The 22,644-nt window shown below is 53.5% G+C and carries 24 protein-coding genes and 2 riboswitches; of the genes, 13 read left to right on the plus strand and 11 right to left on the minus strand.

What is annotated here, in order from left to right:
* Nucleotides 1-45: 45 nt before the first annotated feature.
* Nucleotides 46-483 (minus strand): pyridoxamine 5'-phosphate oxidase family protein, encoded by a 438-nt coding sequence (locus BN3772_RS14630; protein WP_042200309.1) that lies wholly within the window; start codon nt 481-483, stop codon nt 46-48.
* A gap of 237 nt (nt 484-720) precedes the next feature.
* On the opposite strand from BN3772_RS14630, the gene BN3772_RS14635 reads away from it, so the two are divergent.
* The 4 genes from BN3772_RS14635 (at nt 721) to BN3772_RS14650 (ending at nt 4,659) form a co-directional block, all read left to right on the plus strand.
* Nucleotides 721-2,178 carry a hypothetical protein gene (locus BN3772_RS14635; protein ID WP_042200311.1) on the plus strand — a complete coding sequence of 486 codons (1,458 nt, stop codon included), beginning with the start codon at nt 721-723 and terminating at the stop codon, nt 2,176-2,178.
* A 71-nt stretch (nt 2,179-2,249) separates the two neighbouring features.
* Nucleotides 2,250-2,360, plus strand: a riboswitch (TPP riboswitch).
* A 129-nt stretch (nt 2,361-2,489) separates the two neighbouring features.
* On the plus strand, nt 2,490-3,554 hold the full coding sequence (locus BN3772_RS14640; RefSeq protein ID WP_042200312.1) for an ABC transporter substrate-binding protein: 1,065 nt from the start codon (nt 2,490-2,492) through the stop codon (nt 3,552-3,554).
* Nucleotides 3,555-3,610: 56 nt separating this feature from the next.
* The gene (locus BN3772_RS14645) at nt 3,611-3,901 is read left to right on the plus strand and encodes a thiamine-binding protein (protein WP_042200314.1); all 291 of its coding nucleotides are present in this window, start codon (nt 3,611-3,613) and stop codon (nt 3,899-3,901) included.
* Nucleotides 3,898-4,659: an ABC transporter permease gene (locus BN3772_RS14650; protein ID WP_042200316.1), complete on the plus strand. Its 762-nt coding sequence runs from the start codon at nt 3,898-3,900 to the stop codon at nt 4,657-4,659. Before BN3772_RS14645 ends, BN3772_RS14650 begins: the two co-directional genes overlap by 4 nt.
* Nucleotides 4,660-5,840: 1,181 nt before the next feature.
* On the opposite strand, the gene BN3772_RS31275 is transcribed toward BN3772_RS14650, so the two are convergent.
* On the minus strand, nt 5,841-6,401 hold the full coding sequence (locus tag BN3772_RS31275; protein ID WP_167336674.1) for a hypothetical protein: 561 nt from the start codon (nt 6,399-6,401) through the stop codon (nt 5,841-5,843).
* Here BN3772_RS31275 and BN3772_RS14655 point away from each other — a divergent pair.
* Nucleotides 6,346-7,122, plus strand: coding sequence for an ABC transporter ATP-binding protein (locus tag BN3772_RS14655; protein WP_052380522.1), 777 nt, complete (start codon nt 6,346-6,348; stop codon nt 7,120-7,122). The two genes, BN3772_RS31275 and BN3772_RS14655, sit on opposite strands and share 56 nt — an antisense overlap.
* A 96-nt stretch (nt 7,123-7,218) precedes the next feature.
* Complete coding sequence (locus BN3772_RS30670) at nt 7,219-7,374, plus strand: hypothetical protein (RefSeq protein WP_157643599.1); 156 nt, start codon at nt 7,219-7,221, stop codon at nt 7,372-7,374.
* A gap of 321 nt (nt 7,375-7,695) precedes the next feature.
* Here the strand turns inward: BN3772_RS30670 and nfsA are convergent, their stop codons facing one another.
* The 4 genes from nfsA to BN3772_RS14675 all read right to left on the minus strand — a co-directional run bounded on the left by nfsA (nt 7,696) and on the right by BN3772_RS14675 (nt 11,667).
* Nucleotides 7,696-8,475, minus strand: a complete 780-nt coding sequence (nfsA, locus tag BN3772_RS14660; RefSeq protein WP_042200318.1) for an oxygen-insensitive NADPH nitroreductase — start codon at nt 8,473-8,475, stop codon at nt 7,696-7,698.
* A 30-nt stretch (nt 8,476-8,505) separates the two neighbouring features.
* Entirely contained in the window at nt 8,506-10,959 is a 2,454-nt protein-coding gene (locus BN3772_RS14665) for a heavy metal translocating P-type ATPase (RefSeq protein ID WP_042200320.1), read from the minus strand.
* Nucleotides 10,960-11,076: 117 nt separating this feature from the next.
* A complete protein-coding gene (locus tag BN3772_RS14670; RefSeq protein WP_042172318.1) occupies nt 11,077-11,277 on the minus strand; it encodes a copper ion binding protein in 201 nt (66 codons plus the stop codon).
* A 48-nt stretch (nt 11,278-11,325) separates the two neighbouring features.
* On the minus strand, nt 11,326-11,667 hold the full coding sequence (locus BN3772_RS14675) for a metal-sensitive transcriptional regulator (protein ID WP_042200321.1): 342 nt from the start codon (nt 11,665-11,667) through the stop codon (nt 11,326-11,328).
* Nucleotides 11,668-11,841: 174 nt separating this feature from the next.
* Here BN3772_RS14675 and BN3772_RS14680 point away from each other — a divergent pair, with 174 nt between their 5' ends.
* From BN3772_RS14680 to BN3772_RS14705, 6 genes are all read left to right on the plus strand, one after another.
* Complete coding sequence (locus tag BN3772_RS14680) at nt 11,842-12,429, plus strand: DUF5317 domain-containing protein (protein ID WP_042200322.1); 588 nt, start codon at nt 11,842-11,844, stop codon at nt 12,427-12,429.
* Between the two features lie 268 nt (nt 12,430-12,697).
* Nucleotides 12,698-14,536 carry a bifunctional diguanylate cyclase/phosphohydrolase gene (locus BN3772_RS14685; RefSeq protein WP_042200325.1) on the plus strand — a complete coding sequence of 613 codons (1,839 nt, stop codon included), beginning with the start codon at nt 12,698-12,700 and terminating at the stop codon, nt 14,534-14,536.
* A gap of 193 nt (nt 14,537-14,729) precedes the next feature.
* A complete protein-coding gene (locus tag BN3772_RS14690) occupies nt 14,730-16,250 on the plus strand; it encodes an MDR family MFS transporter (protein WP_042200327.1) in 1,521 nt (506 codons plus the stop codon).
* A 6-nt stretch (nt 16,251-16,256) separates the two neighbouring features.
* Nucleotides 16,257-16,817 carry a PadR family transcriptional regulator gene (locus tag BN3772_RS14695; protein WP_042200328.1) on the plus strand — a complete coding sequence of 187 codons (561 nt, stop codon included), beginning with the start codon at nt 16,257-16,259 and terminating at the stop codon, nt 16,815-16,817.
* Nucleotides 16,818-16,922: 105 nt separating this feature from the next.
* The gene (locus BN3772_RS14700) at nt 16,923-17,153 is read left to right on the plus strand and encodes a hypothetical protein (protein ID WP_042200329.1); all 231 of its coding nucleotides are present in this window, start codon (nt 16,923-16,925) and stop codon (nt 17,151-17,153) included.
* Between the two features lie 51 nt (nt 17,154-17,204).
* A complete protein-coding gene (locus BN3772_RS14705; protein WP_042200330.1) occupies nt 17,205-18,182 on the plus strand; it encodes an aldo/keto reductase in 978 nt (325 codons plus the stop codon).
* A gap of 91 nt (nt 18,183-18,273) precedes the next feature.
* Here BN3772_RS14705 and BN3772_RS14710 read toward each other — a convergent pair whose 3' ends face one another.
* The 4 genes from BN3772_RS14710 to BN3772_RS14725 all read right to left on the minus strand — a co-directional run bounded on the left by BN3772_RS14710 (nt 18,274) and on the right by BN3772_RS14725 (nt 21,385).
* Nucleotides 18,274-19,095: a TasA family protein gene (locus BN3772_RS14710; RefSeq protein ID WP_042200331.1), complete on the minus strand. Its 822-nt coding sequence runs from the start codon at nt 19,093-19,095 to the stop codon at nt 18,274-18,276.
* A gap of 90 nt (nt 19,096-19,185) precedes the next feature.
* Complete coding sequence (locus tag BN3772_RS14715; RefSeq protein WP_052380512.1) at nt 19,186-19,695, minus strand: TasA family protein; 510 nt, start codon at nt 19,693-19,695, stop codon at nt 19,186-19,188.
* Between the two features lie 93 nt (nt 19,696-19,788).
* Entirely contained in the window at nt 19,789-20,388 is a 600-nt protein-coding gene (gene sipW / locus BN3772_RS14720; RefSeq protein ID WP_052380513.1) for a signal peptidase I SipW, read from the minus strand.
* Between the two features lie 13 nt (nt 20,389-20,401).
* Nucleotides 20,402-21,385: a hypothetical protein gene (locus tag BN3772_RS14725; protein WP_042200335.1), complete on the minus strand. Its 984-nt coding sequence runs from the start codon at nt 21,383-21,385 to the stop codon at nt 20,402-20,404.
* A 417-nt stretch (nt 21,386-21,802) separates the two neighbouring features.
* Between BN3772_RS14725 and BN3772_RS14730 the strand changes: the two genes are divergently transcribed.
* Complete coding sequence (locus tag BN3772_RS14730; protein ID WP_042172297.1) at nt 21,803-22,144, plus strand: helix-turn-helix domain-containing protein; 342 nt, start codon at nt 21,803-21,805, stop codon at nt 22,142-22,144.
* Between the two features lie 209 nt (nt 22,145-22,353).
* On the opposite strand, the gene BN3772_RS14735 is transcribed toward BN3772_RS14730, so the two are convergent.
* Nucleotides 22,354-22,506: an anti-repressor SinI family protein gene (locus tag BN3772_RS14735; protein WP_081947430.1), complete on the minus strand. Its 153-nt coding sequence runs from the start codon at nt 22,504-22,506 to the stop codon at nt 22,354-22,356.
* A 27-nt stretch (nt 22,507-22,533) separates the two neighbouring features.
* A riboswitch (cyclic di-GMP riboswitch) is annotated at nt 22,534-22,619 on the minus strand.
* Between the last annotated feature and the right edge of the window lie 25 nt (nt 22,620-22,644).

Below are 22,644 nucleotides of genomic sequence, written 5' to 3' on the forward strand. Positions count from 1 at the left end.
GTGGCTGTATTCTTCGGTCTTCTAATGAAACTCTCCCGCCAGCTGTTATCTTCCTGCTGAAACGGAGGGCTGCCAGACGCCGTGCTCTTTATTTTTACCCATATATTCAATCCTTGTCGGCTTCAGCTCAAGCACTACATAATCCGGGTCCTCCGGTCCCTTGAACCATTCCTCCAGCGATTTATTCCAGATTTTGGAGCGCAGGCCGTCGTCCTTGCTGACATCCACCCTGGCTTCAATCTCCAGCACATCCTTGCCGCCGCCCTGCTCATATCCAAGCAGCAGAAAAGCATTCGGATTATCCTTCAGCTCCTCCACCTTATGTGTCTTGCGATTGGTAGCCAGATAAATATCCAGTCCGTCATGAAATACCGCCATATAACGCACCTTAGGTTTGTTGCCGGCCTCGATCGTGCCGAAGGACCCGAACTTGTTGTCATCCAGCGCCTTGATGATAGTCTGCTCCAGCTCATTGTTATTCATGGACGAAATAGCTCCTTTCAGAAATCACGCAGATATACATTTAAATATCCGCATTCACAGTTTGGATTTAGCATAGAATTAATCGTGCTTATTATAGTGTACCCCCTTCGATGACATTGAATCCGGGACAAAGCGATGAACAGACACCGCTGTACCGGTTCTGCTTAGCGTGGCTGTCTGCAAGTTAGGGTAATACTACACATGGCGATATTCTGATAAATAAGGTGGAACCCGCTTATGAATAGGCTTGAGGCTGAAGCTTCCGAACCGATGTTACATACTGTACTGCTGCAATTTATTTTTCCTTTCTCCATTAAAAACGGTGAGGATGACAAGCTGATCCGGCAGCTTAAGCAGGACGGCTTCACACGTTTCTTTCTGGACAACAAGGAGCTTGAGGATGCTTATTACGGAGAAGGATACTGCGTTTCACATGAAAAAATGGAGCGCAGCTACCTCCCCTTCGCAGCCCATGTACTGTTTCCGCGGGAAAAGGACAAGGACTCCTTCCGGCGCTTCTCCAAGGCACACGACCTCCCCTGCAGTCTGGAAATGCCCGGCCACTCCATCGCCTTCCGTGTGCTGTCGACCGATATGTTCCTCTGCCCGTTCCAGCTGGGCTTTGTGACCATAAGGGTCCGCATTGAGGAGGATACGCTGCCGTTCAGTGTGGCGCTGGAATTCGCAGACCGGTTCCGCACCCTGGAGGACGCCAACCTGCAGGATAAGGGGACCTCCGTTCATTACAGTGACAGCTCCTATGATGAGGTCGAGGATTTTGTATTTGATTACCTGGTGCCTACCCTGAAGCCGTTTCTGGACCAGTCAGAGCTGGACGGCGCTTATTTCGAAACCCTGCCCTTCTTTGTTGATGAGCGGATGATGGTACAGGGATTTTACGGTTTGGAGCGCGGGGAGGAGCAAGAAATCGGAATGGAGCTGAAATTCCGCGCCTCCCAGCTGGATGGTCTGGACCAAAACGGCCAGCCTTATATGAGTGCCAGCAATCCCGACTATATAGCAGACTATTGCAGGGAGCATTCCTATAACCGCTGGGGTCCGGATACCTGTTACATGACCAATGAGCAGACCTTTTGCTGTCTGAGCAAGGCTAAGCCGGAGATTGCCGTCCAGCTGGCTAACCAGATGTACGGAGAGTATTACTACGGGCTGCTGCTGAGCCTTTTTCACAAAATCGTGCTGCTGAAGCTGTCCAATCTGCATTCCCGCCTGCGCATTGACCGCGACTACGATGAAATCGAGAATCTGATCTTTCTGATCAATAAGTTTTCGGCCAGATTCTATTTTATCGAGCTAATTTCGCAGTCGCAGGGCCGGGAGATTTTTTTCCAGCTGCGGAAGGTTTACGGCAATGATGCCTTATTCGGTGAAGTGAAGATGACCCTGGATGACCTGTTCCAGTATCAGGATAAATTTCAGGCTAAACGCCGGGATACGCTGCTCATGATCCTTACTATATTTACGGTGGTCAGCGGGATTTACGGGATGAACCAGGTCATTGAGGACTTGAAGGCTCCGATTGACTGGAGCAAGCTGCTGGAATACTCGCCCTTTGAATATCTCGCGCTGTTCGTCACGTTCACAGGGATTTCAGTCAGCATTTTCATGACACTGAAGGAGCTGCGGAGCAGCATCCGCAGCCGCCGCCGGAAGCGTTATTACTCCAAGGAATAGGGAGATTGCTACTGGACAACCCCAGGCGGTGCGTCTATAATACAGCGTAGAATAAGCAATACCCGATAACTTCATAGAACCAGGGGTGCTGGAATTGGCCGGCTGAGATTGTATCCCATAAGATACTGACCCTTATACCTGATCTGGATAATGCCAGCGTAGGAATCTTCAATTGCTCCCCGGCCCATTGAGGCTGGAGCCTGCAGCCTTGCGCAACTGACTGGCGTCCCGATGAATCGGGGCGCTTTTTTTGCATATCAGATTTAGAAAAGAGAAGACTAGGGATTGCTGGAAGGAGTGAATAAAGGGAAATGGGAGTCAAAAAAAGCTTAATGCTCAGCCTGACCTGCATGCTGGCTCTGGCCATTGCCGGATGCGGCAGCAACGGGGCAAACGAAGGTAACGGAGGGAGCACAGCCGGGGGGAAAGCTTCTCCGGAAGCTTCTGCCGGAACAGCTGCGGATGCACCGGCTGAGCTTACCAAGATTAAGGTCGCACTGGACTGGACGCCGAACACGAATCATACCGGCCTGTATGCGGCCAAGGAGCTGGGGTATTACGAGGAAGAAGGCCTTGATGTAGAGATTGTCCAGCCGGGCGCAGCCGGAGCCGATACGATGGTGCTTTCAGGCGAGGCAGCCTTCGGGATCAGCGCCCAGGAAGCACTGACGCTGGCCCGCCTGCAGAACGTGCCGCTTGTATCCGTTGCCGCCATCATTCAGCATAATACTTCCGGGTTCGCTGCACCAAAGGACCGTAATATAACATCTCCTAAAGATTTTGAAGGCAAAACCTACGGCGGCTGGGGTTCGCCGGCTGAGGAAGCAGCCATGAAAGCTATCATGGACCCTGAAGGCGGGGACGTGAAGAAGGTCAAGCTGGTGAATATTGGCGAAGCTGATTATTTCACGGCCGTGAAGCGCGACATTGACTTCGCCTGGATCTTCTACGCCTGGACCGGAATTGAGGCCGAGCTGCGCGGCGAGCCGCTCGATATGCTCTATCTCAAGGATTACGCGCCGCAGCTTGATTACTACACGCCGATCCTGACGACCAGCGAGAAGGAAATTGCCGGACGCCCGGAGCTGGTGAAGGCATTCCTCAAAGCGACGTCGAAAGGGTACCAGTACGCGATTGACCAGCCGGAGGCGGCAGCCGATATTCTAATCAAGGCCGTGCCGGATCTTGATCCGGAGCTTGTCCAGGCCAGCCAGAAATGGCTCAGTCCCAAGTACAAGGATGACGCTGCCCGCTGGGGTGAGCAGAAGGCTGAAATCTGGCAGAATTACGCCGACTGGATGTATGGCCTGAAGCTGCTGGACCAGCAGCTTGATGTAGAGGCTACGTTCACTAATGCATTTTTGCCGGCGGAGTAAGTTCATATTGAGCGCTGGCTGATATCCAATACATTATATTGAGAGGATTGATTATTGTGGCAAACACACTGCTTAGCATTCAGGTTATCCCGAAAACACCGAACGGCGAGGACTCCATCCCTTATGTAGATACAGCAATCGAAGTCATTCAGAGATCCGGCGTGAAGCATCAGGTAAATCCGCTGGAAACAACGATGGAGGGTGAAATTACCGAGCTGCTCGAGGTGGTCCGCCAGATGCACGAAGCGCTCGTAGCTGCAGGCAGCCCAAGCATCATCTCCCAGATCAAAATCGCCCATAACCCGAATGGCATCAGCATGGACAAGCTGACGGAGAAGTACCGGTGAGATCAGCCTTCAGGCAAATATGGCCGCCCTTAGTGGCGGTCATATTGTTTCTGGGGATCTGGCAGGCTGCGGTATCGTTATTTACCATTGATCCGTTTTTTCTGCCGGGTCCGGGCGCGGTCGCCCGTGCTTCCGCAGACAATGCCGCCAGTCTCTGGTCGCACACGGCTGCGACGCTGCGCCTGACCCTGATCGGCTTTCCGATCGGCGCAGGGGTCGGACTGATCGTAGCGCTGCTGCTGCATCTGGTGCCCTGGCTGAAACGGGCCATCTACCCGCTGCTGATCCTCAGCCAGAATGTGCCCTCCATTGCGCTCGCGCCGCTGCTGGTTATCTGGTTCGGCTTCGACCTGCTGCCGAAGATTATGCTGATCATCCTCGTCTGCTTCTTCCCTGTCGCCGTCGCTGCCATGGGCGGCCTTGCGCAGAGTGACCGGACGATGATGAATTATATGAAGATGGCCGGTGCAAGCAAGTGGCAGATCTTCACCAAGCTGGAGCTGCCCGGCTCCCTGCCGGCCCTGTTCTCCGGCCTCAAAATCTCCGCCACCTATGCTGTAATGGGCGTGATTGTCGCGGAATGGATCGGCGCCGACAAAGGACTCGGCTACTACATGCTGCTCCAGAAGTCAGCCTACCGTACAGCTAATCTTTTTGTCGCCATCACTATTATCGTCTTACTGAGTCTGGTGCTGTTCGCAATCATCGCTGTAATCGAGCGGTGGCTGGTGCGCTGGAAGCCGCGGCAATCGGATTGAGGACAGTTCCGGCTGGTGTTCAAGCCGGCCCTAGAACCCGTATAGATATGTTTGTTAAACCATTAAATCTGTACGGGAATCCGCCGTTAGCGGGCTATCGTCAGCTATATCGTCGCTCCAGCCAAGGGCTTCGGCAGAATTAGGTGGATTTTCGCCTGTTAATTTGCTTCGGTCAGGGTCTGGAGCGGGTTTAGTTGGATTTTCGCCAGCTAATTATACCCTTTCGGCCTAACAGCAGCGTTTCGGGCGAGATTAAACTGCCTTTTTCCACCTAACTGCCGATGTTAGACGAATAATGCGTGATTAGGTGGACTTTTTCCCACTAATGCTGGGACGGGCGCTGTTTACTCATAAGTCTTTGCTGAGGCGCTGGTGGCTGGCGTTGTGCTGGTGCTTGACGGTATAGAGCTGAGCTTTCAATTGAGCCATAAACAGGGTAGACAAGTTTGTTCAACTATCAAGCTTGTGCGAGAATCCTCCGTTTGCGAGGTATCGTCAGCTATATTGCCCCAGCCAGGGTCTTCGGCAGAATTAGGTGGATTTTCGCCTGTTAATTCGCTTCGGTCAGGGTCTGGAGCAGGTTTAGTTGGATTTTCGCCAGCTAATTATACCCTTTCGGCGTAACAGCAGCGTTTCGGGCGAGATTAAACTGCCTTTTTCCACTTAACTGCCGATGTTAGACGAATAATGTGTGATTAGGTGGACTTTTTCCCATTAATGCTGGGACGGGCGCTGTTTACTCATAAGTCGATGCTGAGGCGCCGGTGGCTGGCGTTGTACTGGTGCTTGGCGGTATAGAGCTGAGCTTTAGATTGAGCCATAAACAGGGTAGACAAGTTTGTTCAACTATCAAGCTTGTGCGAGAATCCGCCGTTTGCGGGGTATCGTCAGCTATATTGCCCCAGCCAGGGTCTTCGGCAGAATTAGGTGGATTTTCGCCTGTTAATTTGCTTCGGTCAGGGTCTGGAGCGGGTTTAGTTGGATTTTCGCCAGCTAATTATACCCTTTCGGCCTAACAGCAGCGTTTCGGGCGAGATTAGGCTGCCTTTTTCCACCTAACTGCCGATGTTAAACGAATAATGCGTGATTAGGTGGACTTTTTCCCACTAGCCATTAGGTTATCCATAAATATAGGCTACACCGCCGCTGTATGCGGACTCCACCCCAGAAAGGAGGGATTTCTACATGCCTAACTCATCACATAAAGGAGCATCTCCCGGGAAACCGCTCTCCCGGGGCACGGGGACAACGGATGCTGCCGCCTCGACAGTACGGGAAACTGCTGCCTCCTCGGAGCCAGCTACTGCAGTTGCTACGAGCTCTTCAGCACCGGTAACCGCTGTCTCGTCGGCGCCAGCTACTGCAATCGCCACGAGCTCTTCAGCACCGGTAACCGCTGCCTCCTCGGAGCCAGCTACTGCAATTGCTACGAGCTCTTCAGCACCGGTAACCGCTGTCTCGTCGGCGCCAGCTACTGCAATTGCTACGAGCTCTTCAGCACCGGCAACCGCTGCCGCCTCGGCGCCAGCTACTGCAATTGCTACGAGCTCTTCGGCACTGGTAACCACTACCTCGTCCGCGCCAGCTACTGCTATTGCCACAAGTTCTTCAGCACCGGCAACCGCTGCCTCTTCAGCACCGGCATCAAATACCGCCGGCACAGCACCCGGCGCAGCTGCACAGGGCCTGCCGCCGGCGCTTGAGGTCCGCGGCGTCTCCAAAACGTTCAGACGCGGCCGCAAGGAGACCCGCGTACTGAACGAAGTGTCCCTGACGGTCGAGCCGCAGGAGTTCGTCTCGATCCTTGGCCCGTCCGGCTGCGGCAAAAGCACCCTGTTCCATATCATCGGCGGCCTTGAGACGCCGGATACCGGAACAGTCCGCATGAACGGCAGCGCCGTGACCGGTCAGCGCGGCGAGATCAGCTACATGCCGCAGCAGCCTGCGCTGTTCCCATGGCGCAGCACCCTGGACAACATCCTGCTCGCCGGCGAGCTGAAGGGCGAGCCGCAGGCCGCCGCACGGGAGAACGCCCGCCGCTGGCTGGAGAAGGTCGGGCTGGGCGGCTTCGAGCGTGCTTACCCGCACATGCTGTCCGGCGGCATGCAGCAGCGGGCAGCCTTCTTGCGCGCCCTGCTGGCGCCGCAGGAGCTGATGCTGCTGGATGAGCCGTTCAGCGCGCTGGATGCGCTGACGCGCAGCGACATGCAGCGCTGGCTGCTGGAGCTGTGGGAGGAGAACCGCCGCTCCGTGCTGTTCATCACCCACAACATCGAGGAGGCGCTGCTGCTGTCCAGCCGGATCTACGTCTTCTCCGGCCGGCCCGGCTCCATCCTTCATACAGTAGACGTTCCTTTTCCCCGGCCGCGCCGTGATGAAATTACCGATACGCCTGAATTCCTGCAGCTCAAGCGCCAGCTGTCACAGTGGATGCGGGAGGAGCAGGCAAAGAGCAGGACATAGCAGAAGGACAGCGATCCGGCTGCACCGCTGCAACGATACACGCTTGTAATACCCCAAGCCCCGCCACCTGTTCCAGCAGGACAGCGGGGCTTTTTGGTGCTATCAGCCGAGCCCGCCATGATGCAGCAGTTCAAGGCAGATAAGCATCTAGGCAAGCGTATCAAGCTGTCCGGGTTCCAGAAAACAGCCGAAGTCAGCGGAGCCAGCGGCTGTTGGATGAGAATAGATAATAATCTTGGAGACATTGTATAGTTTGACAATATGAGCAACCGGCCAGTAACGGGGGATAGCGAATAGAATAGAATAGAATAGAACCACTGTGCCATCGTTCTGGACGTGCCGGACAATAGGTGCCGTTGTATCCTTCGGGATCATTCAGGGTAACGCTAATTGCTGCCATGTCCATTCATATGATGGCCCTGTCTCACTTTGATCAACCAGAACCCTCCGTTCTTTCTGAACAAGTAAGATAAGAATAAGCATGGCCCCCGGCATTACCGGTATACCATGCTTTTTAACAAATCCGCCCATCTCTGCAATCCCGGCAGTAGTCCGCCCTGATACCGCAGCGGCCTAACGCTTCATGAAGCCTTTCTCCTGCAGAAAATCCTTCAGGTGCAGACGCGCAGGCTCAGCGAGCCGCTTGGCCATCATAGCTGACCACGGGGCGCTGCTCTGTCCGCCGGTCCGTTTATGCATGTAGTCACTGCTTACCTTGTCGTAGATTTCAACCTGCGACGCCGTTGTTTCTTTGTCGTAGCCGTTGTAGTGCAGCACCGCGGACAGCGGCAGGCGCGGACGCAGACCGGATTCACCGGCCGGGGTACCGAGGCACATACCAAATACCGGATAGACCAGCTCCGGCAGGCCGAGCAGCTCGGATACAGCAGCGCCGTTGTTGCGGATGCCGCCGATGTAGACGACCCCAAGCCCCATGGACTCTGCAGCAACCGCCGCATTCTGCGCAGCCAGAGCAACGTCAACGGTGGCGACAATCAGGTTCTCTGTTGTATCCTCATAGGTTTCTGCATCGCCCAGATGCGGGCGGACTGTCTCCTTCAGCCGGAAGAGATCGGCGCACCACACCAGAAACACCGGACATTGTTCAATATAAGCCTGATTGCCGGAATAGGCGGAGAGCCGGGCCTTAAGTGCAGCGTCAGTCACAGCTATGACGCTATAAGCCTGCACATTGCTGGAGGTGGAGGCCATCTGCGCCGCGCCGATAATGGCGGCAAGCTGCTCATCAGTTACAGGAGTGTCCAGGTACTGGCGTACTGAGGCATGCTTCATTAACAGCGATAGGGTCTCGTTATCCGGACTGCCTGCCGCAGCCTTTTGTTCATCACTCATGGTTAAATCGCTCCTTATTCCTGCCGCCGGCTACAGCTTCACCCGCTGCAGCCGCAGCGCATTGAGTACAACCGACACGGAGCTGAAGGCCATCGCGGCTCCTGCGAGCCACGGTGCCAGAAAGCCCAGTGCGGCTATCGGTATCCCAATTGTATTGTAAGCGAGCGCCCAGAACAAATTCTGTTTGATATTACGCATGGTCTTGCGGCTCATCAGAATCGCATCGGGGATGCTCATCAGATCACCGCGCATAAGCGTAATGTCTGCCGCTTCCATGGCAATGTCCGTACCGGTGCCGATGGCCATTCCTGTATCGGCGGTAGCCAGCGCCGGCGCGTCATTGATTCCGTCGCCGACCATTGCCACCTTCACCCCGCCGCTCTGCAGCCTGCGGATTTCATCCGCCTTGCCTTCGGGCAGCACCTCTGCCAGCACGGTGCGGATTCCGGCCTGTTGGGCAATAGCTTCTGCGGTCAGCTTATTGTCACCCGTTATCATCACTACCTCAATGCCCATCCCATGCAATCTGGCTACCGCTGCCTTCGAGGTCTCTTTGATGGTATCGGCAACAGCCACAATACCGGCGATGCTTCCGTCCACAGACACCAGCATCGCGGTCTTGCCTTCCTGCTCCAGCTTCTTCATCAGCGGAGCCCACGGACCGGGATCTGCGCCGCTCTCCTCCATCATCCGCCGGGTGCCCACCAGCACTGCCGCTCCGCCAACTGCCGCCGAGATACCCCTGCCCGGTACAGCCTGGAACTGCTCTGCCGCCGGGAGTGTAAGCCCGCGTACAGCCGCGCCGGCCACAATAGCCTCAGCGAGCGGATGCTCCGATAGCTTCTCTGCTGCCGCAGTAACCGCCAGCAGCTTGTTCTCCGCCAGCTCCTTGCCGTGCGCGGGAATACCGGTAGTGGTCAGGATATCCGTCAGCACCGGCTTACCGCTGGTCACCGTACCGGTCTTATCCAGCACAACAATCCGGATGTCCCTGGCCGCTTCAAGATGCTCACCGCCCTTAAACAGAATGCCGAATTCGGCAGCCCGGCCCGAGCCGGCCATAATTGAGGTCGGCGTCGCCAGGCCAAGCGCACAAGGGCAGGCGATGACGAGCACGGCGATGGCTTTTTCCAGTGCATCGGCAAATTGTCCGGGTGCCCCCCAGAGGTACCAGATGAAGAAGGTTACTACAGCGATACCGACCACGATGGGCACAAAAATACCAGAAATTACATCGGCAATCCGCTGAATCGGCGCTTTCGAGCCCTGCGCCTCCTCTACCACACGGATGATCTGCGCCAGGGCAGTATCGCGTCCTACCTTACGGGCTTCTATCTTGAGCATTCCGTTTTTGTTAACCGTAGCCCCGATAACAGGGTCACCCGGCTTCTTCTCCACCGGGATGCTCTCCCCTGTCAGCATCGACTCATCCACAGAAGACAGACCTTCCAGAACCTGCCCGTCAACCGGAATCTTCGCACCCGGCTTCACCATGACAATATCCCCGAGAATAACCTCTTCTATAGAGATACTGATCTCTTCACCGCCGCGGATAACCAGGGCGGTCTTGGCCTGCAGCCCCATCAGGCTGCGGATGGCATCGGAGGAACGGCCCTTGGCAAGCGCCTCAAACCATTTACCTACCAGTATAAGGGTGATCAGGACTGCACTCGTCTCATAATACATGTCGACCGAATGGCTCATCCCGCTCATGCCAAGAGAGTCTATGGTCAGATACAGACTGTAGAAATAGGCCGCCGAGGTACCGAGCACAACCAGGACGTCCATATTGGCACTGCCGTTCTTCAGCGCCTTATAGGCGCTCACATAAAACTGCCAGCCGATAAGGAACTGGACAGGGGTCGCCAGCACAAGCTGGAACCAGGGATTCATCAGCAGGTCCGGCGCCGGAATCCAGGCAGTGAAGGAGAAATGGCCCACCATAGCCCACAGCAGCGGAAAGGAAAGAACCGCCGAGATGATCCATTTATTCCGCTTGCGTATTATCTCCTGCCCCCGCTGGTCGGCTGTTTCCCTCCGGTCCTGCTTCAGCGACGCCTTATAGCCGATGCTGCTGACCTTCTCCATAATATCGGCCGTGCTGACATTACCCGGTGTATATTCAACATGTGCCGTCTCCAGCGCCAGATTCACATTCACCGACGCAATGCCCGGCATCCGGCCGAGCACCTTCTCGATCCGTGCCGAGCAGGCGGCGCAGGTCATGCCTGTAATATCGAAATCCGCCGATTCCTTAAGCGTATCGTAACCGAGCGAACGGATCTTCTCTTCAATCTGCGGCAATCCGGCAACTGCAGGATCAAACCCCACTGTCGCCTGCTCCAGTGCAAGGTTCACATTAACCTGCGATACCCCCTCCATCCGCGACAGCCCCTTCTCAATCCGGGCTGCACAGGCGGAGCAGGTCATGCCTGTAACCTGCAGCGTAGCCTGCTGCCGGCCCGCTTCTGCACTCTTTTCCATTGGCCAAACACCTCCATATACCCCCTCAGGGTATCATTCTGAGAAAAATAAAAGGCATGGATGCCACCGGACCCCGTAACGGGTCCCGGCTCCAGGCCTTTATTGCCGGAATCCGGCTTACACCACGTCGTATCCCTGATCCTCGATGGCTTCTTTAATAACATTAAGGCTTACTTTACTCTCGTCATACTCCACAGCCACTTTCTTGGCCTGCAGATCCACCTTGGCAGCAGCGCCTACGCCGCTTACCGCTTTCTCTACAGCACTGACACAGTGTCCGCAGGACATTCCCTCAACCGTTAAAGTTACATTTGACATGGTAAACCCTCCTATAAAATGTTGTTGCGGCGATTAACCTGTAATGCCCTATTTCATGAGCTTGTTGACCGTAATCAGCAGCTCGTCGATAACCTCATGCTCTCCGGCCTCAATCCGCTCCACGATGCAGCTGCGCATATGGCCTTCCAGAAGCTGCTTACCGACTCCGCCGAGCGCAGCCTGAACGGCTGCCAGCTGGTTAAGCACATCATCGCAGTACGTATCGCGCTCAATCATGCCTTTAATCCCGCGGATCTGTCCTTCTATCCGGTTAAGCCGGGTAGCCAGTCCGTTCTTAAATTCCTCGGAATGGTGGCTCTTGCGCACACCCGGAGCATGACAGCTGCTGTCGCAGGCTGCAGGAGTCTGCTTCTCTTCCTTTGGTGCCATCTAACATACCTCCCTGTATCCTGGCTGCAAACTAAGCTTAACATACCCCCCACGGGTATGTCGAGGAAATTATTTATGCAGTAAAAAAGGATTTTGTTTAAATGACAGCGAATACCCATGAAGAAGCCAATATTTACATATTTTCTAATCTGAATTAGAGGCAGGTAAGCTTTAATGGTTTACGATGGCATTATTATCGGTTTCATTGCCGGCTTATTCCGTGGCGGACTTAAGCACGGCCTTGTCCAGTTCAGCAACATCCGGCTTAAGTCAGGCTGGATCTTCCCGCTGCTGCTGGTATTCCAATTTTTGATGTTTTATATGCAGGAGCGCTCGTCCACTGTAGCCGCAGCCAGCGGATATATCTATATCGCTGTGTATGTGGTAGGGCTGATTTTTTTATGGTTGAACCGGCACAACAAAGGATTCTGGCTGATTATGATAGGCGTATTCCTGAATTTTCTGGTTATGCTTGTCAACGGAGGAAGAATGCCGGTATCCTACGAGGCGGCGTCCGTTCTGGACCCGATCTATCTGGAGATGCTCAAAAGCGGCGATGCAGTTACCAAGCACTACCTGCTTGATGCTTCGACGCGCCTGGCCTTTCTGGGTGACATTATCCCCCTGTCCAGCCCTTATCCGCGTACGCAGGCTATCAGTATTGGTGACGTGGTAATGAATTTCGGAATCTTCCTGTTCATACTTCACATTATGACACCTGCCGCCACAACCCGGACTACGCAGCCTGATATGCAGGGATAAGCCGCTAACTGATTATATGAAGGGAGGATTCTTCTGTGAAAAAGAAAGTGGAAGGCATTAAATATTCCCGTCTGGCGATCAATGCTATTATCGTAGCGTCTGTTGTTGTCGCTCTGACTTCAGGCTTCAAGATTGGCGGACTATAATATGATCTGCATCGAAACAGGTGGGACCTTCCGCCTGTTTCTTTACATTACGGCTATTCAATTATTCCTAAAACCATTATTATGTACAAAGGAATATTCTGATAATGTAAAGAGGGGTCCTCATGTCTAAACTTAAATCTTTTGTTGCAACGCTGGATTCAGGCCACATGTATGCACTGTCCGTATGCCTGATCGGCATTGGGCTGTTTTCATATAGTAACCGCTTTGAGTTCCTCCACTACTCCACCTCCACCTGGGTCTGGGTTTATGCAATGACCAGCGCCTGCCTTATTCTTAACTTCTTCATGATCCAGCTTCCGCCGGAAGGCAATGAGCAGTCGATGGATTCCTCGGTGTATCTGGCTTGCATCTTCATATTCGGGCCCGGATTTACACTGACCGTCCTGCTGCTGAACTGTATATTTTTTGCTGTCATAGACCGCAGCACACGCTGGTGGAAGCATCTGACTAACTTTTTTATCTACTCCACTATGATCATTGTATCAGGCGCCTGCTTTCATTACCTCGGAGGAAACCCCGGTCCGCTTGTGAACACTCAACTATTCACTTATCTCATAGTACTAGCCGTTTATTTTTCTACTAACACCCTGCTGGTTGTTCTTTATTATTACATTTTGTACCGGGCTACTCTTTACGAAACGATTAAAGGTATGATCAAAGATGCAATGTTCGTTTATCTGTGCACTTTAGTGCTTTCCCTCGTGTTGACGGTGCTGGTCTATCACAATCAGATTCTCGGGCTGCTGCTCTTCATGGCCCTGGCGGTGCTGCTCTGCCAATCCTTCAAAAAGCTGTTTGCCATGTACCGCAGCATTGAGGAAAGAGCCAACACCGATCAGCGGACGGGGCTGTTCAACCACAGCTATTTTGAAGAAGTTCTGGAACAGGAAATTCAGAAATCACGGTCTTCCGGCACGCCCTTATCGCTTGCTATGATTGATCTTGACGACTTCAAAAAATATAACGATCACTTTGGCCACCTTCAGGGGGACAAGCTGATCTCCTTTGTCGGGGAGCTGCTGAAGACCGAATCCCGGAAATCCGGTACGATCGCAGCAAGATACGGCGGTGAGGAATTCACGCTGCTGATGCCAGGCTATGACAGCCAGCAGGCCCGGACCTATATTGACCAGCTGCGTATAAAGCTCAACAACAGCCGCTTTGAGGGTGTTGAGATTTTCCCGCTTGGGTGCCTTGCCTTCTCAGCCGGGGTTGCCGCCAGCAGCAGCGACATCCATGATAAGTCCCAGCTCGTCGACCATGCCGATCAGGCACTCTACTACTCCAAACGCCAGGGCAAAAATACCGTCCACACCTACGGGATGCATTCCCCGCTGGAGCAGGAGCTGGACTTCAGCCAGGATGTGCGGGATATCGAGCAGCAGCTCAACCTGTTCATGTACAAGGACATGGAGACGTTCCGCCATTCCAAACGCGTCTTCCGTTATGCGATGGACATGAGCGACATTCTGGACATGGATGCCATATCCAAACGGAATTTCACTCTGGGGGCGCTGATTCACGACATCGGCAAGCTGGAGATCCCCTGGAGCATCCTGAACAAAACAGACAAGCTCGCCCCCGAGGAATGGGAAATGGTAAAGTGGCATGTCACCTGGGGCAAAAAAATGGCGCTGACCAACGACAAGTTCAAGGAGCTTGCTCCTTATATTGAACTGCATCATGAACGCTACGACGGCAAAGGTTATCCGTACGGCTTCAAGGGTGAGGAAATTCCCCGCCTCTGCCGGATGCTTACGATAATTGACTCCTTCGATGCCATGACCACCGAACGCCCGTACCAGCCGACCAAATCCTTCGATGAAGCGGTCATTGAGCTGCGTGCCTGTGCCGGAAGCCAGTTCGATCCGGAGCTTACGGAGATTTTTATCCAGTATTTAGAAACCAGAGAGCCCCGGCACGGAAGTGCGGTGATGTAGATCACCGCCGTCCGCCGGACGGCTCTTTTTTATGAGCAGCTGCTTCCTTCCCCTCTTCCATTGTTCGCATACATCCCCTCAGTTACGCCCATACTTTCTACTGAATGCCGAAAAATAATTGTTGCTACCCTATTCAAATTTGAATATAATAAGGTCTGTTTCTAGAATGAACGTGAAAAGGAGTCTGCGAAGCATGCATACTAAAGAAAGTAATTTAAAGCTCGTGGTTGTCGGCCTGCTGCTGGGTATACTGATGTCCGCAATGGATAATACCATTGTAGCTTCAGCTATGGGCACCATCGTATCGGAGCTTGGCGGTCTCGACAAAATTGTCTGGGTTACCTCCGCATATATGGTTATGGTCATGGCCGGCACACCGATTTTTGGCAAGCTGTCGGATATGTACGGCCGCAAACGGTTCTTCATCTTCGGCCTTATCGTGTTCCTGGCAGGCTCTGCCCTGTGCGGAACGGCAGCCAGCATTACACAGCTCAGTATTTACCGGGCTATTCAGGGAATTGGCGGCGGTGCACTGATGCCGATCGCTTTCACCATTGTGTTCGATATATATCCGCCTGAAAAAAGAGGGAAGCTGACCGGACTCTTCGGTGCCGTCTTCGGTATCTCCAGCGTCATCGGGCCGCTTCTGGGCGCGTACATTACCGATTATCTCAGCTGGCAGTGGGTATTCTACATCAACCTGCCGATTGGCATCGTCGCCTTTATCCTGATTATGACGTCCTATAAAGAATCCATCTCTCATGCCAAGCAGCGGATTGACTGGGGCGGCGCTTTTACGCTTGTCGGCTCGATCATCTGCCTGATGTTCGCCCTCGAGCTTGGCGGCAACCAGTATACCTGGGATTCCGCAACCATTCTCGGCTTGTTCGCCGGCTTTGCCGTGCTGCTGATTGCCTTCATCTTTATTGAACGGTCGGCGTCGGAGCCCGTAATTTCATTCGCGATGTTCGGCAAACGGTTATTTGCGACCAGCAGCCTGATCGGTCTGTTCTACGGCTCCACCTTTATTGTGGCTACAGTCTATATCCCAATCTTCGTGCAGGGTGTTAACGGCGGCTCCGCTACCAACTCAGGGCTGATCCTGATGCCGATGATGATTGGTACCGTGCTCGGAAGCCAGACGGGCGGGCTGCTTACCACCAAGACCAGCTTCCGCAACATTATGCTGCTCTCCGCAGTGTGCTTCCTGGCAGGAGTATTCTGCCTGAGCACGTTGTCACCGGAAACCTCGCGGCTGATGCTGAATCTCTTCATGCTGCTGACCGGCTTCGGCGTCGGCTTCTCCTTCTCGGTGCTCAGCATGTCTTCGATCCATCATTTTGACATCCGGCAGCGCGGCTCTGCGACCTCCACCAGCACCTTCATGCGTTCACTCGGCATGACGCTCGGGATTACAATCTTCGGGATTATTCAGCGCAACAGCTTCACGAACGGCCTGAGCAGCGCTTTCGGCAACAGTGAACAGGCGGCCTCCTTCGGCAGTCCGCAGGCAGCGCTGACTCCGGAGGCCCGGGCCAATATTCCCGCTGACGTACTGGGCAAGATTACCGGCTCACTGTCCGATTCCATCTCCCATACCTTTATGTGGGCGCTGATTCCAGCGGTGCTCGGGGTAGTGTTTGTCATCCTGATGCCCAAAGACCGGCTGACACTTAAGCCGAAGACAGTTCAGCCTTCAGGCGACCTTGGGTAACCCGCAATGTCGATGAAAATGGTAATTCTCGGCCTGCTGCAGGAAAAAGACATGCATCCTTATGAGATTACACTCATTATGAAGGAGCGCATGTACGACCAGATGATGAAGCTGCAGATGGGTTCACTCTACTATGCTGTCGACAGGCTGGCTCAGGAGGAGTACATTGAAGCCGGGGAAACGATCCGCAGCAATGACCGCCCGGACAAAACCATTTACCGGATCACCGGTAAAGGTAAAGCCCTGTTCGAGCAGCTGATCCTGCAGCAGATCAAGAAGGTCGAGCTGGTCTACCACCCTCTCTACATGGCTCTGGCGCTGTCGCGGTATATAGACCAGGAGAAGGTGGAAAAGGTGCTGGAGGAACGTATCCGTGAGATTGAGCATCAGGTCAATTATGCTTATCAGGTATACGAGGAGCATATTTCTGTTGTTCCCCGCTCGGCACTGCACCTGATGTACGGCCGGTACGAGCACAGCCTCACCGAGCTGAAATGGCTGAAACGGCTGTACGCGGATGTTACGGCACGTAAGCTTAACGATTTCGGCACACCGTTGTCACTATAGATAAGTATGGTCAAGGGGCCCTAAGGGGGCCTCTTTGCTGTTTAGTAACACCTGAAACGGTGTATTAACGTGCAAACTATTCTTTAAGAGAGCGAGGAATTCCATATGGACGCGGAAAAAGAGTCCCTGAAGCAGCGCAGGCTGCAGGGCGACGAACGTGATCACCCTGAGCAGTACCCGACAGACAAGCCAAGCCTGTTCGACCTGCATGAGAGCGAGCAGCATGTTGATCCTATCCCGGTAGAGGACCTGACGCTGGAGAAGCAGGAGGAGAAGGATAAGGAAGGTACGAAGCACCGCTCCTCCAGTGACAAAAAGTACCATACCGGCTTCTGAGGGTGTACAATATCCCTGAGCTGTTATTCCATTGTGACGGAGGGATCATTTTTGCTGAAAACGCTACCACTTAACACACGGGGAATCCCTGCCAGCCGGATCGCCCTGGGCTGTATGGGCCTCGGGGGAGGCTGGGATCATGAGCCGCTGACTGCGGATAATATCCGGCAGGGACATGAGGCGGTTGAAGCCGCACTGGCAATCGGCATTAACTTTTTTGACCATGCGGATATCTATACCCGCGGGAAAGCGGAGAAGGTGTTCGGCCAGATCTTCAAGGACCGGCCCGGGCTCCGCGAGGAGATGATTATCCAGTCCAAATGCGGCATTAAGCTGATTGAGCCGGGAGACACAAGCAACACATTTGATATCTCGGGAGAGCATATCCTGAGCAGTGTTGACGGCACCTTAGCCCGCCTCGGTACAGACTATCTTGATATCCTGCTGCTGCACCGGCCCGACCCGCTGATGGACCCGGAGGAAATTGCAGAAGCACTGCGTCAGCTCAAACAGTCCGGTAAGGTCCGCCACTTCGGCGTCTCCAACATGAGCGCCGCCCAGATCAGGCTGCTGCAGCACTATTGCGACGAGCCGTTCATTGTCAACCAGCTGCATATGAGCCTGGCCAAAATCAGCTGGCTCGATGCCATGATCAGCGTGAACCGCGAGCCCTGGAAGGACATCACCTTCCCTGAAGGTACGGTTGAATACTGCCGCATGGAGAATATCCAGCTGCAGGCCTGGGGGCCGCTGGCCCAGGGCAGCTTCAGCGGCCGCTCCCTTGAGGGCCAGCCGGAGAATGTAGTGCAGACAGCAGCATTGGTCAGCTCGCTCGCCGGACAGAAGAACACGACACCCGAAGCCATAGTATTAGCTTGGCTGATGACCCATCCGGCAGCGATCCAGCCGGTAATCGGCACCGTGAATCCCAAGCGGATCGCTGCCTGCGCGGGAGCGGACAAGGTAGAGCTGTCCCGCAAGGAATGGTATGAGCTGTATATAAGCTCGCGGGGGGAGAAGCTGCCTTAGGCGCTAATGGAATCCACCCGGCTGCAGCATGAAGAGCGTCACCTCCGGTTGATCAGGCCGGAGGTGACGCTCTTCTGCGGTTATGCCGATATCAGTTATTTTTCACCTGCTCAAACGTATTCTTGAAGGTGAAGTTTACGGACTTGCCCTGAATGGCATCGTTGTCGAAGGTAAGGCCGGTATCGTCAACAAAAGTTACATTATAGGCAAGGTGCATGGTTTTTTTAGCCGGAAGAATCAGATTCGGAAGGCTGGCATCACGCCCTGCGCCTCCGTTATACAGGTCCTTAAGAGAGCCCACATAAGCATCCGATACACTGACCTCCACCGTCTGTCCGTTGTTATTCACGCGATAAGTCCAGTCAAGCACAGCTTCTCTGGCAATTGCAAATGCCTCCTGTCCGCTGCGCGCCATCGCTTTAGTGAAGCTTGGGCCGTTAATCAGAGTTTTGAATAACTGATCCGCAGCCTCGTTCACTTGATTGAGCGCATCAGCATTAAGCGTAACACCGCCCGGCGTTGCCAGTGCAGCTACGGTTACTACCGCCTGCTCGCCAAAAGCGAGCGCAGCAGCCTGCTGATCGGATGATCCCTCCGGAAGCGCCACCAGATCAGTCAGTTTCGCATCCAGTGTTCCGGTGTTCTTGATCAGCATTGCACGGGTATGGGTATCCTTTGGCGCCCACAGCCCGGTACCCATACGGCCTGCATCGGAGTCGTTAGTATAGAACATAGGCCCTTCTACCGGAACGTCATTGCGGTGGGTAGTGAGAGACAAGGTGCCGGAAGCAAAGGTGCTGCCTGTATTTTGGGCAGAGCTGGTAAACAGGGCATAGGTTCCCCCGCCGATTGCGGCACAGAGCAGGACTACGGATGACAGTGCGGTAATGAGCAGTTTTTTCTTTTTCATCATGATAATAAGCTCTCCTTAGGAAAAGGGGGGCATCCCCCCTTTAAAATTTTTGTATGAATATAAAGCCGCTATGACAGACCGGTCCGGCGGTTAATTATTCTTAGTCTGCTCTGCGTCCACCTTAATGCTGGCTGTTCCGGATTTGCCCTGATACTCATTGCCGGCATCTTTCGGGAACTCCACTTTGACATAGATGGTCTCAGAAGCGCCGACAGCCAGTACACGGTCCGTCGCGGTAAGCGCTATAGTTCCGGCAGCATCCGAGTACACCTTAATCGTGACCGGGTGGGTACCGCCGCCCAGATCGCCGCCGACAGCCAGTGCCAGGTCGTAACGCAGCTCAAGCGTACCTTCATTGCTTACTACTACAGGCTGAATGCTGGAGTCGCCCGGAGCCCAGTTGGTCAGATTAAAATACTTGGCGTATGGAGTATCCGTATCTTCTTTATCCAGTCCGATCTTGAGCGTGCCGGCGGCAAAGGTATTGCCTGTATTCTGTACCGAACTCGTAAAGATCGCGAAGGACCCTCCGGCAATTAAAGTAGCCCCCAGTGCAGTAGTTGCCATTGCCATTGCCATTGTCTTTTTAAGATTAGCCATTGTAATTTGTCTCCTCCTGGTCTCCATGCATGGAGAATATAATAGAATATTTATTGAATCTTCCCTAACCGCATGAGCGCGTTGAGGGAAGCATCAACCGTTCGTTACCGGCGGTGAGTCACCGGCTGCCGCCTGCGGCTCTGCAGAATCGTCATCCATCCGCATAATCGCTCTAAACATCGTTACAATTGATGAGATCACCAGATAAACACCGGGAATCAGAATCACAATAATGATGCCGGCGGTCGATTTCACCCAGTTCATGAGAAACCCGACCCAGGGAACCGTGAAGTCGGCATAGCTTGCAACTACATTTCCTGCGGGAATCGGCGAAGGGTCCTGTGCGTCGTTATTATCGCCTTTGGTGATATAGGCAAGCTCAGCCCCGGTGCCGCTGACGCTTACAATCCGGTGAGTGATCAGGCTGCCTGATCCATCCAAAGCCTGGTAGGTAATAACGTCCCCCGGCTGAAAGGCGTTCTGCCCGGCTTGATCCCTGACCGGATTAACTGCTATGATAGCGCCGGTCTTAATTCCGGGTTCCATCGAACCGGATAGGACAGTCAGAATTTCCTTGCCCAGAATCTCCGGTGTTCCGCCGTTCATTCTGCTGGTTACCGCTGATATCAGCACGACCAGAAACAGCGCCATCAAAACATACATGAGTATATTGCGGGTCCATTTGAGAATCACTTCAGGCATCTCCTTATTTGAAATCTGTTTTGTTGTGTCCTATTGTTACGGTTATGCCGTCAGCATTCGTCTCCGTCACAGGTGCGTCCGGATCAGCCGGTGCGCTCACCCCGGGATTGGCCGCTTCCTCAGCCTCAGGCTTAGCCTGCTCTTCTCCGGTATCGGGCTTAGCTGTTTCCTCCGCTTCGAGTTTCGCCTTCTCCTCTGCTTCGAGTCTAGCTTTCTCCTCCGCTTTGAGTTTGGCTTTCTCCTCTGCTTCAAGCTTGGCTTTCTCTTCGGCAGCTTTTAGCTCCTGTAGTACGTCCGCTGCCTGGGTATACAGCTGTGAAGTTTCATCAGCATAAGTTCCGGCTTGCGAGGCTGCTGTCATCGCCTGCTGGTAGGCTGCCTGAACATAGGTATCTACCCGTACAGTTGAAGCGAGCTCTCGGACCATCTCCTGAAATTCGACTATGCTCAGATTAGCCTGAGCCAGCAGCTGCTCGAATACAGAAGTATCCGTGTGCTGCGCCGCCTCCAGCTGTTCAAAAGTAACCGCAAAGGAGTCCAGCCGTAGCCTTATCTCCTCTCTCTGCTGTGCAAGCTCCTGCTGTGAACGCAGGGAGTAAGCTTCGAGCTGTGCCAGCAGTTCAGCTGCAGATGCGGCAGCTCCGCGTGCCTGTTCAGCAGCCTCCTGCATGCCGCTCATTTGTCCTTCTGCCGCTTCAGAATCCGCATTTGTATCCGCGATGTCTGCGAACACTCCTTTGGCCGCCTCACGCTTCAGAACAGCCCGGTTCATCGCTTCACTGGCCTGATTTGCCAATTGGTCCACCGTTACCGGAAAAACAAAGGCGCTTGTAATACCCGATTCTGCCGCTGCACTGCCGGTTATAAGCGCATAGGTCGGTGAAGTGATCTGACCGATGCCATAGACTGAGATCACTACAATTCCCGCAAGCTGCGGAAGGATTAACCGGCGGTTATTTTTCTTGCGCGAAGTTCGTGAAAGCCTCACAGGAGCCTCTCCTTTGGCAGTCCGCACATAGCATGCAGACTAGTTCGTCTATCAGTCATTTGATCTTTATGAAGAACATATACTGTTCGTTATAAAGAACCTTGGCATAAGTATATGTCATGTTCCTGCATAATTTAAACCCTCATTTTTAAGCAAATTCGTTATAAAGAACGTTTTTGGCGGTCATTATCTCCTTTATACGCTGATTCGCTCATGTTTTCGTGCTTTTTAGAGAACAACCTTAGGGATTTCGGATTTTTTTAACGGGTATAGTGAAGCTGCTTCGGGGAGTGAAAGTGAGGTGAACCATAATGAAAACATTCTGAACGGGATTCATACATTGATTCAGGTAGTGCTTTGTCCGTTGTAGGGTTATTTGCTATACTGTTAACAAAAAGTGCGGAGGGGCGTTTAACTGTGCCGGAACATTTAGGAAATCGCATTCATCAGCTCCGCCTGGAGAAGGGCCTGTCATTATCCGAACTGGCGGATAAGGCGGACGTAGCGAAATCATACCTTAGCAATGTAGAACGAAATATTCAGTCCAATCCCTCTATTCAATTCATTGAGAAAATGGCCGATGCGCTACAGGTATCTATTCATATCCTGCTGTACGGGGAGCCGCTGGAAGCGCAGGAGCATTCACTCGACGGTGAATGGTTGCGCCTGGCACAGGAAGCTATGGCTTCCGGGATAAGCAAGCGGGAATTCAAAGAGTTCCTCGACTATCAGAAATGGCGGCTGGAGCAGAAAGATTAGGCTGATATTATCCCCGGCATTCACAGCAACCCCACTATATTCTTTCTGACATGCCAAAATAACCCCACCAGGTGGGGCCTTAACATGGATGCTGACGCAGTTACTTTGCGGGGACCCCGGAAACATATACATTCTGATTCTTCAAAAAAAGGGCGCAGCCGCTTTCGCTGTGCCCTTCTCTGTATGTAACATCCGGATGACCCTCTGTATTACATCGCCTGCAAAGCCCTTTCACTCAAAAACCGGCGGATCTCCTCCGCCTTGAGGCCGGCCTGTCTGGCCGCCATCATTAAATACACCCATTCCAGATCCAGATCACCCGTCTGTAATTCTCTGTCATTGCCCTGGTTGGACTTATCCAAGAAATCTCCTCCTAAGATTATACGTCCCCAGGCAGTCCGGCCATCATAGTATTTCTACATTAGATCCGAGACTTTGTGCCCCTGTCTTTCGTCCAGGTTTACCCTTTACTGGACCCTTTACAAGAAAGGATCTGGCTA

Source organism: Paenibacillus camerounensis (assembly GCF_000723885.1).
In the GTDB taxonomy this organism is placed as follows: Bacteria; Bacillota; Bacilli; order Paenibacillales; family Paenibacillaceae; genus Paenibacillus_AQ; species Paenibacillus_AQ camerounensis.

Excerpts from the sequence above, each read along its gene's own strand:
- BN3772_RS14630 (WP_042200309.1), bottom strand. The coding sequence starts at position 483 with ATGAATAACAATGAGCTGGAGCAGACTATCATCAAGGCGCTGGATGAC.
- BN3772_RS14635 (WP_042200311.1), top strand. The coding sequence starts at position 721 with ATGAATAGGCTTGAGGCTGAAGCTTCCGAACCGATGTTACATACTGTA.
- BN3772_RS14640 (WP_042200312.1), top strand. The coding sequence starts at position 2,490 with ATGGGAGTCAAAAAAAGCTTAATGCTCAGCCTGACCTGCATGCTGGCT.
- nfsA (WP_042200318.1), bottom strand. The coding sequence starts at position 8,475 with ATGAGTGATGAACAAAAGGCTGCGGCAGGCAGTCCGGATAACGAGACC.
- BN3772_RS14665 (WP_042200320.1), bottom strand. The coding sequence starts at position 10,959 with ATGGAAAAGAGTGCAGAAGCGGGCCGGCAGCAGGCTACGCTGCAGGTT.
- BN3772_RS14670 (WP_042172318.1), bottom strand. The coding sequence starts at position 11,277 with ATGTCAAATGTAACTTTAACGGTTGAGGGAATGTCCTGCGGACACTGT.
- BN3772_RS14675 (WP_042200321.1), bottom strand. The coding sequence starts at position 11,667 with ATGGCACCAAAGGAAGAGAAGCAGACTCCTGCAGCCTGCGACAGCAGC.
- BN3772_RS14680 (WP_042200322.1), top strand. The coding sequence starts at position 11,842 with ATGGTTTACGATGGCATTATTATCGGTTTCATTGCCGGCTTATTCCGT.
- BN3772_RS14685 (WP_042200325.1), top strand. The coding sequence starts at position 12,698 with ATGTCTAAACTTAAATCTTTTGTTGCAACGCTGGATTCAGGCCACATG.
- BN3772_RS14690 (WP_042200327.1), top strand. The coding sequence starts at position 14,730 with ATGCATACTAAAGAAAGTAATTTAAAGCTCGTGGTTGTCGGCCTGCTG.
- BN3772_RS14695 (WP_042200328.1), top strand. The coding sequence starts at position 16,257 with ATGTCGATGAAAATGGTAATTCTCGGCCTGCTGCAGGAAAAAGACATG.
- BN3772_RS14700 (WP_042200329.1), top strand. The coding sequence starts at position 16,923 with ATGGACGCGGAAAAAGAGTCCCTGAAGCAGCGCAGGCTGCAGGGCGAC.
- BN3772_RS14710 (WP_042200331.1), bottom strand. The coding sequence starts at position 19,095 with ATGATGAAAAAGAAAAAACTGCTCATTACCGCACTGTCATCCGTAGTC.
- BN3772_RS14715 (WP_052380512.1), bottom strand. The coding sequence starts at position 19,695 with ATGGCTAATCTTAAAAAGACAATGGCAATGGCAATGGCAACTACTGCA.